Origin of the sequence: Nostoc foliaceum FACHB-393 (genome assembly GCF_014698505.1) — a bacterium.
Taxonomy (GTDB): domain Bacteria; phylum Cyanobacteriota; class Cyanobacteriia; order Cyanobacteriales; family Nostocaceae; genus Nostoc; species Nostoc foliaceum_A.
In genome coordinates this window covers 169,307-183,717 of sequence record NZ_JACJTD010000008.1, presented here as the reverse complement: position 1 = coordinate 183,717, position 14,411 = coordinate 169,307, and the positions used below count along the sequence as shown (strand labels likewise).

Here is a 14,411-nt window from a genome sequence, read left to right as displayed (position 1 = left end):
TACAAGCTTTACGCGAACGCATCCAAGAGATATTCGACCAACTTACATTTGAGCAAGTAATTTCTGTCTCTTCTTATAACTTTATCTTGGAAGCTCTTTTCTATGCAGCTTCACATTAAATTGGTATAACGCATCAACCGCATTTACTAAAATATTCATAAATACCTGGTTGAGTTGTCCGGCATAGCACTCTACTAGAGGTATAGTGCCGTAGTCTTTAATCACCTCAATTTCAGGTTGTTCTGGTTTAGCTTTGAGGCGGTGCTGCAAAATCATCAAGGTACTGTCGATGCCTTCATGAATATCAACACTTTTGAATTCCGCTTCGTCGATGCGGGAGAAGTTTCGCAGCGACAGTACAATTTGGCGAATGCGATCGGTGCCTACTTTCATGGAAGACAACATTTTTGGTAAGTCTTCCTGCAAAAACTCTAGTTCGATGTCTTCGGCAACGGTTTGGATTTCAGCCGCAGGGTTGGGATCGTGCTGCTGATACAATTGCACAAACGCTAATAAATCCTGAGTATATTCCTGCACATAGACGAGGTTGCCATGAATAAAGTTGACTGGATTATTAATTTCGTGTGCGACTCCAGCAACTAGTTGTCCCAGACTAGACATTTTTTCACTTTGAATAACTTGAGATTGAGTGCGCTGCAATTCCTCTAAGGTATTTTTGAGTTCAGTAGTACGTTCTTCTACCCGATCTTCTAGTTTTTCTTTACTTTTCTCTAAAGCGGTAAACGATTCATATAATTGCCCTGCCATGTAGTTAAAAGAGTTAGACAGGGTATTAAGTTCTTGAATAACGCCAGTTTCTACTGTCTGAGCTAAATTACCGGATGCCATTGCCTTACTTGCCCAATTTAGGCGCAGAATCGGGCGTACAATCCAATGGGAGGTAAATACGCCCATCACAGAGGCAACGACTAATGCACCAAAACAAAGTGCGATCGTGGTGCGCGTGTTGGCGTGAATTTCCGCCATAAATGTGTTTTCGGGCACACTCACTACCATTAGCCAATTCAAGCCGTACTTGTCACGCCAAGGTGCAACATCGACAAAATACCGTTTTCCTTGCACCTCAAGTTGAAAATCTGTGTCTTGGGTGATAGATCCAAACCCAGAGGTTTGGAGGTGTTTGCCAATGTTTTGTATGATTGGGTCAGAACTGTCGATCGCTCGTAATCGCCGGATATCTTGATTGACGAGGACAAAAGGCTTTTCTGTACCAGAACTGGCGATTAATGTGCCATCTCGCTCTAAAAGGAATACTTGCCCAGACTTACTAATATTTAAATTGCGTAAAAAATCGCTGAGTTTTAACAGATGAATATCGCAGGCAATCATGCCTAGTAAGCGATTTTGCGAGTCATAAATGGGACGACTGGCAGAAGCAGCTATGTAAGGGCCAGTAGGAAAATTTCCAGTTACAATCTTTGCCCAAATAGGTTTACCAGCAGCGATGGGTTGAGTGTACCAAGATTCCTTGAAATTGTTCCAATCCCACCGAGCATTAACCTGAGTTCGATTACCTTGATTATCCGTGGCGTATGTGGAAGTATTATTGGGAAGCTTGGCAGTCCAATCATCAATGGTGATCGTCTTGCCGTCATAACGAGCGGCTCCAAGACCCTCACCTGTCGTTAGCCCAATACCAATATAAGTCAGGTCAGAGGCGTGCATCTGATCCCAGAAATACTTGCCAACGGTTTGGCGATCACGCACATCTAATATTCCCCTGCGGATGGCATCTGCATTGATCTGATTAAGGGTTTGTGGAACGGCAAGATAAGACTTCAAATGTTCATCCACTAACTCGCTCGTGCGATCTATCAACTGTTGTGCTAGGTCGTTAACTGCCCTTTGTCCATTTTTAAAGGACAAGTAACCCACTAGACTGACCGCTCCAAAAATTTGGATCACGAAGGGAACAACAAGAACAATCTGTAATGGGAATGCTTTACCTTTGCGGGGATAGGGAATCTTCATTACTGCAAACTGGAGGTTGTGCTAATTTGATTTGCTTCTATAGTTCCCAATATGTCGACATACTCACCTTTATTTAGTTTTTTAGTCTAGTCAAAGGTAGCTTTAGGGTATGTTGTCACAAAGCGCAACCCACTATAATATCAAATATCCTAAAGTTCTCACAAAAGCTGAACTTTACCACCAGATCAATCTCACGGCTAAATATTGTGCTAGATCAGTGGATAGAGTAGTCAAGTTTGATTGGCGATCGCAGTTACAAGCATAGTGCCTACATATTGCTTGTTTTTTACAGGCTTTTTCATTTATTTAAACCATAATTATAAAAAATTTTTGCGATTAACCGGATTATATTGATTTATCCAGAAAATAGCTCATATACGTAACTTTCTGGTTTCACTGAACTGTACTGAGGTATAAAATAAATTTTATGACAACCCAAGTTTTTCGCGGCATTACCTACACTGAACAAGCCATTCAAGAGAGTAATCAAAGAGTTTTCGGTACTGCTAATCCAGACTGGTTTGTTGTAGAAGGCAACAACAATGTTGTGAATACACGAGATGGTAATGATGTTGTTTTACTAGCAAGAGAAATAGACTTAATCTATCTATCTACTACTTTCAATGGGGAGGTATTGCAAACTAGTCCTCTATCCTCTAATCCTGATGGGATTAGTGCGATCGTTAATACTGGAGCAGGAGATGATTATGTCAGTTTGGGATCTGGCAATTACAAAATTAATTTAGGCAGTGGAAATAACTTTTTAGACGATTACGGTGGAAACTATTTATACGATGCTGATGGTACTAATATTATTGGCTTAGGGACAATTCCAAAAGTGATTGCCTCAGCCGGAGCAGGTGACGATATTTTCTATTTAGGTGGATTTGCTAACCGAACTATTGATGCAGGAAAAGGTAACAACTTAATTTTTTTGGGAAGCGGAGATGCCAACATTAAAACAGGATTAGGAAATGACATTATAACCAGTGAACTTTCAATAGCAACTTATATTTTTTTCGCCACTGGTTTGCCATTGTATAACCAAACAATAAATGCTGGAAATGGTGACAATCAGATTGCTGTTGCTCCCTATGGCGAAACCACAGTTAAAACCGGCTGCGGTGAGGATTTTATTCTTGCTTATGGAATCCCTGGCTCAAGCGATACAAAGATTTTTACAGGTAATGGCAATGACACAGTTATTACAATTGATACGAACAGCACTATTAAGTCTGGCTCAGGTGACGATTTAATTTTTGCTGGTTCAGGTGATGACACTATCCTTGTGGGAAATGGAAATGATTTAGTAAATCTGCGAGGAGGAACAGTTTCTCTGCCTGACCCTTTAAGTAGGGATACAAACCTGTTTGGTTCATCTGTTGAGGTAATAGGTGGGGGAAACGATACAGTTTACTTGGGTCAAGGAAGAGATACAGTAATTCTGGGAAGCATTGGCTTTGCAACTATTTATGGCTTTGATTGCAACGATCGCTTAGATGTCACCGGGTTAAACGCTAGCTTTACCCAGATAGGACATGACACGCTGATTAATTCATCTGGTAGCTCTTTGGGAGTTCTCAAAGGATATACAGGTTCAGTACATTTAGCGTAATTGTGAATGCGATCGCTTAGTAGCACTGCTACGTCTATTTTTCAAAAAGCAATGTCTACGACAAACTGCTTCTCTACATTCGCGCAGCGTGTCGCAGACAGAGGCTTTGCGTAGCTTGCTTCGACCTAAGAGTATGCATCTACGCAATTATTTAAACTAGACCAAATTTTGAGTAATAGCATATATGCTAACTTGTTACTGCTGTCTTTCCATTCTTGCTCTCCACACTGGCAACAAATAACGGCTGTTCCCCGCTAGGAGTTAGCGACTCGCCTCGCAATCCCTTACGACGCTGGCTTTTAGGGACTCCTCCTGCCATACCGTATTCCACACTGCTTTTGCCATACCGAGTCCCAACTGCCATTAACATGTGTTCTGTCATATCTCCCAACTTGTCTTCTGTTTCCAGCATTTCACGGTACAATTTATCCAAGCTGGAAAGGGCACTGTTATATGCGTTTTCTTTAGTTCGCATCATTTCGATCAGAGTTGAGAAAGCAGGTAAAGTGAGTCCATTGCCTAAATCTAAACTTGGATCAATTGAGTTTATGCTAGCTGCACGACGCACTGCTCTTTCTAATACTGCGGAAGTTCTTTTTCTCCTAGCCATGACCTACACCTTGTAATACAGTACGGTTAATATTCTTTACCTTAAAGAACTTCCGTATTGATCAGCCTGAGAGAATTCCGGCAAATCTGCAATAGCTTTTGTTACATAAAAATAATTACAGCAAATTGCGCGAACTACTTAAAGGAGAAAGCAAACTGGGGTTTAAGTAAGTAAAAGCTGCTTTTGCTTGCGGAAAACACCAAAATGAGAAAGCAAACTGGGGTTTGAATAAGTAAAAGCTGCTTTTGCTTGCGGAAAACACCAAAATGAGAAAGCAAACTGGGGTTTGAATAAGTAAAAGCTGCTTTTGCTAACTAAATTTGACTTTATTTATATTTTTGGGCTGCAATGGCTAATTTTGATCGTTGTGATGGTAGTGCGATCGCAAAACATAGTGCCAAAAGAGAGCAATCCAAACAACTGCTAGAAATTGCTAAAACATGACTAAAGCTCGGTTTTAGGTGAACCGAGCATGGATTGAAATTTTATTTGATGATCGTGATGATGCTTAGAGGATGTTTGAAAACTTCTTAGTGATGTATCAAATCCTTTTAGATTCCCCTAAATCCCCCTTATAAAGGGGGACTTTGATTCCAGTTCTACCCTTTTTAAGGGTGGTTAGGGGGGATCAATAAGTGCAAAGATACAGCCAACTAATTTTAAAACAACCTCTAAGAGGATGTTTTAAAAGCTCTGAAAGTTATAATTTCGCAGTTTTGCATAGGTTAAATACAACGCCAAACTAGCGTTTTAGCTATGTAATAAGATGCAATGCTTACCTAACAATGAGAGCAAAAAAACCTTTTAAAACATCATCTTAAACAATCACAATTGCTTTTGTAATAAGGCAAAGGAATTTTACTTGCGAGTTAAATTAAGCAGTTCTTTAGGAGAAGCAAGTAAATCAATAGCCACAAAGTAAATTTGACCTTGAGGATCGAGTAAAAATCGCCAAGCAATGTTCATCCCAACATTACCTCCAAACCAAGGAGTTTCGACTGTACCAGTAATTTTATGCTGTGTATAACCATCTTCGATAGTTTCCGAAATGCCTTTAGTTGGCTTCATCACTAACCCTTGTCCCTCATCTCTTAGGTAAGAAGTGATAGCTTCTCGACCAACAATTGGTTTTTGAAAAGGTGGTTGTAGCGCACCATTGTTAGCAAATAAAGCAACAGCAGCTTCAAAGTTATCTGCATTCATCGCTTCAATGTATTTCAGCACTGTTGGTTCTGTAACTCCCTCAATAGTAAATTGGGGACTTAAGGATGTACGTGGGAACTTAAAGTTTATGACTTCTGCCTGTTTTTTATCAGCCAGAGACGGATCAAACCCCATATTTACTACAGTATTGCGTAGTACAGTAATTTGCTGACTCTGATCGATTTTCTGAACAGCTTCTAGCACTGCTTTAACTTGAGTTGACATTTGATAACCAACTGGCATGGGAGCGACAATACCCTCTTTCATCCACTCTCCTAACTGCCACCAGAATCCTAGCTTGGCGTTGACACCAAAGTATGCATAAGAACGGCTGATGGGAGTGTCAGCATTACTCGCTAAATCTCTCATTAACTGCGTTTGTTCTTCATGAGACATCTGCTTAATTTGGTTGAATATACCTTCCATTAATTGGAGATTGGCTTTTCCGGGAGCAGCTGGAGTAATTGTCCGACCTAGTTCAGCGTAGGCATACCAGAGAAATGCTAGTTGATCGTCAATGTTGAGTTCAGCAAACATTGCTGTAGTGGCTGGAACAGCATCTGCCACTTGAGTGCTAGAGAAAATATTGCGTGCGGACTCGATAGTATAATTCATGCTTATTACCTTAAAGATTTACCTAATCAGTAGTTGCTTTCGGCTACATTTTGCAGAATCGGGGATAAATCTAGGAAATTTTTACTGGATGACACAATTATCCCTAGATATCCAATCATTATTCAAATCCGAATTATTATCATTTACTACTCTGATATCATAGCTAGTAAACGTTAACGGAACACTAAGATTTATAAGTATTTATCTGATGAATATCATTGAATTAAATATATATCTACTATTCTTTTAAGATAATAGTTTAATAAAAGTATTTTTTTAGAAAATATATCTTTCTTGAGAAAGATATGTAGCTATATAGCATCTATCTATGTGAATAGATATATCTGCATTTTAGACTTTTTTCGCAATAAAAATACAATTTAGTAATTGCTCAAGTTTTTTTGCAGCAGATTTATCTCTAGCCATAAGTTGGGTTAAATAAAGTTAAATCCGTCTAATGCAAGTCCTCAGTTCGTTTATTAGTAAGATGCAACTTACAAATCTTTTGCGATCGCTGCTTGCTTGGGGATAGCTCTAGCTCAATCCTTGTGCTGCCGAGTGTGAGTCAAACTATGATGTGACAGTAACGGTTTAGGCTGCATCTGACGAGGTTTCGTTGAAGATCATAGTCCTGCTACAATCCAAATATCCATGCAGAGAGATTGCCTAAACTGTTTACCTACAAGTTTTAACAACAGTGTTACACCCGAATATATCAAGCATCAAACTGTAAGGTGCGTTATCGCAAAGTGCAACGCACCATCATCTCAATATCCCAAATTTTTGATTTTATACATTTTTCCTAATCCAGTGGCCAGTTCTAGTCATCGTAAGGACAGGCGATCGCAACAAGGAGCTAGTTCTTGTTCATCTTACACACCATTCCTAAATATACAGTGACTTTTTGTAAAGTTTGGGCTAATCATATATCTACCGCCAAAATTTAGAACTATACTAACTTGACTAGTTAATTCTCTAGGAACATTCATCTGTTCGCACACTAATTTATAACCTGACTGTCCCGCTAGTTAGAAGTAATGTGGATCTATGTTTGTTTAACTTAGCCCCAGCAGAATTAGCAGCCAACAAATCTAGCACAATTGAACCATCTGTAGTTGCACCATACGTTATCGCCCTTGGTGAACTTAAAGGCGGCATAGATCCCGCAGGCGCAGATGAACATTGGAAAACTGCACAAGCAGCACTAAATCGTATACGTGAAGCATTTTCTAGAGTAGGGCATTCACCTCTTACTTTCTTCGTAGGATCAGCGATCGCTAGAAGGATGGCAGGCGAAATCTGGAATCAATTGGAAAACGCCACTCTCAGCAACGCTGCTAATTTAAATCAAGAGAATCAAGTTGCATCTATTTCTCGTTGGTTGTGCAGTCTATAAAGGCGTATCTACTGGTGCTGATTGTTTTGCTTATCATGCGATCGCTAAAACAGTCTACTTCTTCTGCATTTCACACTCATTTCTGCGATCGCACTATCCCGTAAATTAGTTTTATTAACACGCAATCATCGGGATTTCAGCAAAGTAGCCGGACTGTTAATTGAGGATTGGAGGGTTTAATCCGACACCGAATAGCCCGTCGTAGACATCGCTAAAACGGGTTACTTCTTATGCATATCACACATAATATCTAATATGTTGTCCATTTATAATGATCGCAGTTCAACTTGCTGTAAAAAAGCGAGGATTTTTTAGTGCAATCATTTCTTATACAGTAATAGATGTAGTACTGATTAAGGTAATATGCAAAAAAATTCTAGCTATCCGCAGAGGATATAAATCAAAATGGCGCATACAGACTCAATTTCTGTCGAATATTGACATAGGAATATTAGATGGTAAAATTCTGTATAACCACCCCAAATTAGATAATTATACGGAAACTTTCTGTATAATATTGAAATATAGTTATTAGATGGAAAAATTCCAGATAATTATCCCAAATAGGTTAATTCGGAAAGTTTTAGTCTAATAAATAGTTAGGCTGAGAATCAATATTAAGCTGAGGACATAATAGATGGAACCTGATCTTAAAAAAGTAGACAAGCCTGGACTTAAAGACACAGTTGAAATTTGTCAAGGCTTTCTAAATATTCTTCGAGATTCTTCAATATTTTTAATATTTCTCCTACTTTTACTAAATCCTGTGATTATCAATACAATTTTAACAAAAGCTGGTTTTGTGGAAGGAGAAATAGTTGGCTTTAAGTGGAAAAACCGGCTTGAAAAAACTGATAGCGAATTAATTGAAGCTACACGTCAAATTGATAGCTTAAAGCAGAGACTCAAAGAATCAAATAATACTATCTCTAAGGTAAGTGAAGATGTAAAAAATAAAGATCAAAGAATCGAAGAACAGATAAGCAAAAATAAGGAAGCCGTCCAAGAAGCAACTTCTGTTAATTTGGGAATACAAACTACATTACAAGCCAATACTCCACTTTTAAATCCAAGAGTAAATACATCACTTGATTCTCTAGTCAATATTGTCAACGAATATAAAATACAAATCTTCTATAACCAAAGTAAATCTGACGAAAAAATAGTAGCTTCGGCAATAAAGGATGCTTTAGAGGAAGCAGGTGTTAAATCTACTATTCAAGTTCTTCCTCAAGTTGACAAAGCATCTTCCGATCAAATTCGATACTTTGCCGAAAATGAGAGGGAAGTAGCATATGCTTTGCAAAATATACTAGGAGAAGCTTACCCTAAGCGCAGTTTTAAGTTGCAAACTGTTTATACTCCATCTCCCGGATTAATTTCAATCTTTTTAAAGTTCTAGCAATTTCAAGATTCGCTGCTCAATTTAGCCATTACGCACCATTTAATCTAAAAAATCGTTATTTAAAATAGTCTTTCATTTTACAGTTTTTCTTTGAGCCAAATGCTTTTCAAATCTAAAAACCAGACTGCATAAGAGTTATACTATCTAAAGCATCAAAACAGATTGTTCCTAAATAACCCTGCAACTTGCATTTAGGCTAGAAATAGGCTCTTTTTTCTCCCGCCGCGAAAAAACCTTGTATTATATGATGTTGAGGAGCGATCGCTCTTAACCCTATTCTTACAAATCCTCTGGCATAATCACAGAAATTAATTGATTACGATTTTTCCGATAAATTCTAAAATCGCTATCAAATGTTAGCAATTCACTATCAGGATACAATTGTGTCATTCTCACCAAACAGGCATCTGCTAATGACATTGGAACTGACTGATATTGTCGTAGCAATTCTTTAATTACTGCCGCTTCTTCACTCAAACACATCGGAATTAATATCTTTCCCTCGTCCAGTAAAGACATCACTGTATCCTGACCACCGTAGATATTTCGCAATAAAAAACAAGTCTCTACAATCACAGGCTCACAAGTGAGTAAAGGCTGCTCGATTGTAGCTAAGGTATTGATTACCCAGGTATGAAGATGTTCTCTACGATTAATAAAGGCTACTAATGGGCCCGTATCGATGATGACTCGCTGCTTCATTCAGTTCCTAAACCTTCCAGATATTGTTTGTTAGTCGCCAAATCACCGGGGCCACCATCAACACAACCAGCAAATTTTTGAGCAGCTTCCAAAAATGAAATAGGCTCAATTTGTTCAATGTTTATATTTTTTTGTGCTAGTTGATTTTGCAGAAACTCAATAAAATCTAATACCTCTTGTTGCTTCTCTGGCGGGAGCGATAGCATTTTTTCAGTGGCAGTTTGTATAATACTCAAGAGAACCTCCAGACGTTATTCATGCGTCTTTTCCACGTCCAATCACTTCAGTCTAGCAGGTTAACACTTTATGGAGCAAACGGACACAATATTTTAGTTGGATGCAAATTTTATCTATTGCTGCTCAATTTAGTCGTTACGCTATATTTAGTCTAATAAAATGTCAGTTCAAAAAGTTTTTAATTTTACAGTTTTTCTTTGAGCAAAATGCAAGCAAAATCTAAAAACCAGACTATATAAGAGTTATACTATCTAAAGCTTTAAAATCGATTATTCTTAGATAACCCTGCAACGGGTATTTAGACTAGAAATAGACTCTTTATTCTCCCGCCGCTAAAAAACCTTGCATTATATGATGTTGAGGAGCGATCGCTAGGTTCGGAGTAATCCCAAGAGTGCATTTGACGGAAAGGAAGACCCATCTTTTGGAAGACGTACTTCTCTTTCACACCAGAAGCAACTAGGTCAGGCTTCAGCGCTTTGATAAATTCCTCGAATTCGTAAGCGGTAACGTCGTCATAAACGATGGTGCCGTTTTCGATGTAGTGAGTGGTACGTTTGTAGTCGTCATTATGAGCGAACTCATAACCTGTACCAATCATCTTCATGCCCAAGTCTTGGAAAGCTGGGACAACGTGGCGAGGACGTAGACCACCAACCATGATGGCAACGGTCTTACCATCCAAGCGGGGGCGGTATTTAGCAACTACCGCATCCATTGTGGGCTGATACTTGGCGATAACTTTCTCAGCGTTTGCTTGGATTGTTTCGTCAAATTTAGAAGCGATTTCCCGTAAAGATTCAGCAATCTTGGTGGGGCCGAAGAAGTTGTATTCCAACCAGGGTATACCATAAGCTTCTTCCATGTGACGGCTGATGTAGTTCATCGACCGGTAACAGTGGATGAGGTTCATCTTCACATTGGGGGTCATCAACATTTCGTTGATGGTGCCATCACCTGACCACTGAGCGACTACGCGCAAGCCGATTTCTTCTAACAGGATGCGGCTAGCCCAAGCATCTCCACCGATGTTGTAGTCACCAATGATGGCTACATCATAAGGAGTACCTTCAAACTTGAGTGTACCGTCTTTCTTAGCTTGGTCGGATCTGGTGAAAACCCAGTCACGAACCATGTCGTTAGCAATGTGGTGTCCCAAAGATTGGGAAACACCCCGGAAGCCTTCGCAACGCACAGGTACAACTGGCTTGCCGATTTCTTTGGATGTCTTCCGAGCAACAGCTTCGATGTCATCCCCAATTAGACCGATGGGGCATTCAGATTGAATGGAAACACCACGGTTGAGAGGGAAAAGTACATCAAGTTCTTGGATTAGCTTGACAAGTTTCTTGTCACCACCGAACACGATATCTCTTTCTTGGAAGTCAGAGGTGAAGTGCATGGTACCAAAGGTATCAATACCTGTGGTGCCGATGTAGTAGTTACGACGACCAGACCAAGACCAGTAACCGCAACCTACAGGCCCGTGGCTGATGTGGATCATGTCCTTAATAGGACCCCAAACCACACCTTTAGAACCAGCATAAGCACAACCACGAGCGGTCATTACCCCAGGAAGGGATTTGATGTTAGACTTAACGCCGCAATCGGACTTACCTTCTTCGTATACACTTAAGTGCTTTTCCCGTTTTTTCTTAGCTTTATCGGGGTAAGCGTCTAGAACTTCTTTAATTAGTTCTTTTCTTTCTTCGATGATGTTTTGATTTTCTGGAGGTGTCATATTTAGCCTCTGTGACTCGTAAGGATCAGGCATAGGGGGACTAGGAGTCCCCTCTAAGGTTAGGGGGGAGATGCTAGGGAGAGGATAAAAGGAAAGATATGAAACTCTTCCTTTTTCCTTGTGCTAAATCGTTATTTCTTAGCGGCTACTTAGACTAAGCTTGAGCAGCAGTCTGACCAACCAACTTGGCAGCATTTTCTTCGCTTTCGAGAATACCAAATTCAATCAACAATTCTTCTAGTTCTTCCATTTCGATGGGTGTAGGAATAGACAGGTTTTTGTTGTTGATGATCTTGGTAGCCAATGTCCGATATTCGTTAGCTTGGTTGCTTTCTGGTGCGTACTCGTTAACAGTCATTCGGCGCAATTCTGCGTGTTGAACAATGTTGTCACGGGGTACGTAGTGAATCATTTGGGTGTTCAACCGTTTTGCCAAGGTTTCGATCAATTCGATTTCTCGGTCTGTGTTACGGCTGTTACAAATCAAACCACCCAAACGCACGCCACCGGTGTGAGCATACTTAAGAACACCACGAGCGATGTTGTTAGCAGCGTACATCGCCATCATTTCACCAGATGTAACGATGTAGATTTCTTGTGCCTTACCTTCGCGGATAGGCATTGCGAAACCACCACACACAACGTCACCTAATACGTCGTAAGATACGAAGTCTAGGTCTTGGTAAGCACCATTTTCTTCTAAGAAGTTGATGGCGGTGATAATACCACGACCAGCGCAACCTACACCGGGTTCTGGACCACCAGATTCTACGCAACGAACGTTACGGAAACCGGTCAGCATTACTTCTTCGATTTCGATATCTTCTACTGCACCACGTTCTGCGGCGAGGTGAAGAACGGTTGTTTGAGCCTTGCTGTGCAGCATCAAACGGGTGGAGTCAGCTTTAGGGTCGCAACCGACGATGAGGATGCGTTGACCCATTTCTGCCATAGCTGCTAAGGTGTTTTGGGAGGTGGTAGATTTACCGATACCGCCCTTACCGTAAAAAGCTATCTGTCTAATGTTTTCGTCAGTCATTGTTCCTGTTTTCCTGCAATTGGTTGGTTGGTGGGTCTTTGCGTTTGTCAGTTGCGTTCACGCCAGTTGAGCGACAGTAGTGAGCGCGTGTAGAGCATCGTTGGTAGCGTTGGCATAAATGCCTGCTGGGGGCGATCGCTCCACAGCCAAAATTATTGACAGTAAGTTCATCGATCTTCCTCGTTAAAATTTTTTTCTTTTTGTTTTTGTCCTTTGTCCTTTGTCATTTGTTTTGACAAAGAACAAAGAAAATTACGTGATTTACAAATACGTCATAATGTGTTTCAGCTTGCAAGATTCAATAGGACTTGATGTTGTTATTTGTCAACAATCAATGCATAAGTCCTATTACTTGTTCAAAATAGCGCCCTTCATATTTGTGACGCGATCTAGTGCAGCTTTGGTGTTTTCTGCTGACACTCCACGCACAGCCATTGCTTCACCGAGATGCTTGGCGATCGCATCGAAGTGTGGTTGCTGTAAATTCAATCCTGCGTGGGTTTTGTCCATTGGACGACCGCCGTATTGCTTTGGCCCTTCAAATATTTGACCTAAGAAAGCAACTAGATGATTGCGTTGCTTCGCCATGTCTGTACCAGCAAAAATGGGGCTGAGGAGGCTGTCTGTAGCAATGCGTTTGTGGAGTTCATCTACTACTTGTTCAATAGCTGGTTGTCCACCAATATTGTCGTACAATGTGCTCATATCCTGTTCCTTTGAAGCGAGTTGGATGATGAAATTTGCAAGTAGGCACTTAATGTATGAAGCCTATATGCTGTTAGCCGTGATAGCTAATTTAGCTATCGGTTGTCGGTAGGATTGAAGCATTGATGTGGAGACAATTATATGGTTCAAATCCTACTTTCTGTTCCTGGCTGAATGCATATTAGAGCGTATTTGTAGATTACGTTAAGTCCTACAGCAATTCCTAAACTGCTTCGACTACAAGGCTCTTGCTGACACGATCTTGTAATCTAGCTTCGATCGCAATTTTCAGAGTTGCTGTACTACTAGAACAGGAACCGCAAGCACCTTGCAGTACAACTTTAACGCGATCGCCTTCTACATCATAGAGTTCTACATCTCCCCCGTCTGCAATGAGTACGGGTCTGACTTCTTCATCAAGAACCTTTTGAATTAGAGCAATCTTTTGCACGTTTGTTAGCGCTCGTTGCTTAGATGTAACAATTTCTGTGGCAACTTGTACGCCGTAATTGTTGAGAGCAGGTGAGGCGTATTCCTGTTGAACTGATCTAATAATATCATCGATATTAGCCAGACAGGAACCGCATCCGCCACCAGCTTTTACATAATTTGTTACTTGCTCGGCATCCGTGAGATGATTTTCTAAAATGACGCGACGAATTTTGGACTCGCTGATGCCAAAGCAACTGCAAATTAACGCGCCTTCATCGTCATCATCGTGGGTAGCTAGAGGAATGCCACGATAATTATAGATAGCGGCTTCTAGCGCTTCTTGTCCCATGACAGAGCAGTGCATCTTTGCTTCTGGTAAACCACCCAGGTAATCTGCAATGTCTTTATTGGACACTTTCAGGGCTTCATCTAAGGTTAAACCTTTAACCATTTCGGTTAATGCACTAGAAGATGCGATCGCACTAGTACAACCAAAGGTTTGAAAGCGAGCATCTAGAATCTTATCAGATTCTACTTCCACTTTCAGGTGCAATCTCAGAGCATCACCGCAAGCAATGCTACCGATTTCACCGGTTGCAACCTTAACTCCAGCTTCGCCCGTTTCTTCAATTTCTCCCTGATTTTTGGGATCGTAAAACAGTTCTAATACTTTATCGGTGTAGTCCCACATAATGAATTTTAGATTTTAGATTTTGGAT

Annotated in this window: 12 protein-coding genes and 1 pseudogene; 4 read left to right on the top strand and 9 right to left on the bottom strand. The window is 40.4% G+C overall.

What is annotated here, in order from left to right; translation table 11 throughout:
* Positions 1-81 precede the first annotated feature (81 nt).
* Entirely contained in the window at positions 82-1,992 is a 1,911-nt protein-coding gene (locus H6G92_RS09975) for a cache domain-containing protein (RefSeq protein WP_242059077.1), read from the bottom strand.
* Positions 1,993-2,101: 109 nt separating this feature from the next.
* On the opposite strand from H6G92_RS09975, the gene H6G92_RS09970 reads away from it, so the two are divergent.
* Positions 2,102-2,257, top strand: coding sequence for a hypothetical protein (locus H6G92_RS09970; RefSeq protein WP_190893286.1), 156 nt, complete (start codon positions 2,102-2,104; stop codon positions 2,255-2,257).
* Positions 2,258-2,419: 162 nt separating this feature from the next.
* Positions 2,420-3,607 (top strand): calcium-binding protein, encoded by a 1,188-nt coding sequence (locus H6G92_RS09965; protein ID WP_190893284.1) that lies wholly within the window; start codon positions 2,420-2,422, stop codon positions 3,605-3,607.
* Between the two features lie 187 nt (positions 3,608-3,794).
* On the opposite strand, the gene H6G92_RS09960 is transcribed toward H6G92_RS09965, so the two are convergent.
* Together H6G92_RS09960 and H6G92_RS09955 are read right to left on the bottom strand one after the other, a co-directional pair.
* Positions 3,795-4,217, bottom strand: a complete 423-nt coding sequence (locus tag H6G92_RS09960) for a hypothetical protein (RefSeq protein ID WP_190893282.1) — start codon at positions 4,215-4,217, stop codon at positions 3,795-3,797.
* A gap of 858 nt (positions 4,218-5,075) precedes the next feature.
* On the bottom strand, positions 5,076-6,035 hold the full coding sequence (locus H6G92_RS09955; RefSeq protein ID WP_190893280.1) for an orange carotenoid protein N-terminal domain-containing protein: 960 nt from the start codon (positions 6,033-6,035) through the stop codon (positions 5,076-5,078).
* 1,000 nt (positions 6,036-7,035) lie between these two features.
* On the opposite strand from H6G92_RS09955, the pseudogene H6G92_RS09950 reads away from it, so the two are divergent.
* Together H6G92_RS09950 and H6G92_RS09945 are read left to right on the top strand one after the other, a co-directional pair.
* Positions 7,036-7,431: pseudogene (locus H6G92_RS09950) on the top strand (AvaI/BsoBI family type II restriction endonuclease); the annotation flags it as partial.
* A gap of 637 nt (positions 7,432-8,068) precedes the next feature.
* Positions 8,069-8,833, top strand: coding sequence for a hypothetical protein (locus H6G92_RS09945; RefSeq protein WP_190893277.1), 765 nt, complete (start codon positions 8,069-8,071; stop codon positions 8,831-8,833).
* A gap of 282 nt (positions 8,834-9,115) precedes the next feature.
* Here the strand turns inward: H6G92_RS09945 and H6G92_RS09940 are convergent, their stop codons facing one another.
* The 6 genes from H6G92_RS09940 to nifU form a co-directional block, all read right to left on the bottom strand.
* Positions 9,116-9,538 (bottom strand): type II toxin-antitoxin system VapC family toxin, encoded by a 423-nt coding sequence (locus H6G92_RS09940; RefSeq protein ID WP_190893275.1) that lies wholly within the window; start codon positions 9,536-9,538, stop codon positions 9,116-9,118.
* Entirely contained in the window at positions 9,535-9,774 is a 240-nt protein-coding gene (locus H6G92_RS09935; protein ID WP_190893273.1) for a DUF2281 domain-containing protein, read from the bottom strand. Before H6G92_RS09935 ends, H6G92_RS09940 begins: the two co-directional genes overlap by 4 nt.
* Before the next feature lie 299 nt (positions 9,775-10,073).
* Positions 10,074-11,516, bottom strand: coding sequence for a nitrogenase molybdenum-iron protein alpha chain (gene nifD / locus H6G92_RS09930; protein WP_190893270.1), 1,443 nt, complete (start codon positions 11,514-11,516; stop codon positions 10,074-10,076).
* Positions 11,517-11,670: 154 nt separating this feature from the next.
* Positions 11,671-12,555 (bottom strand): nitrogenase iron protein, encoded by an 885-nt coding sequence (nifH, locus tag H6G92_RS09925; protein ID WP_190893267.1) that lies wholly within the window; start codon positions 12,553-12,555, stop codon positions 11,671-11,673.
* 348 nt (positions 12,556-12,903) lie between these two features.
* Complete coding sequence (locus H6G92_RS09920; RefSeq protein ID WP_012407221.1) at positions 12,904-13,260, bottom strand: globin domain-containing protein; 357 nt, start codon at positions 13,258-13,260, stop codon at positions 12,904-12,906.
* A gap of 223 nt (positions 13,261-13,483) precedes the next feature.
* Complete coding sequence (gene nifU, locus H6G92_RS09915; protein WP_181928123.1) at positions 13,484-14,383, bottom strand: Fe-S cluster assembly protein NifU; 900 nt, start codon at positions 14,381-14,383, stop codon at positions 13,484-13,486.
* Between the last annotated feature and the right edge of the window lie 28 nt (positions 14,384-14,411).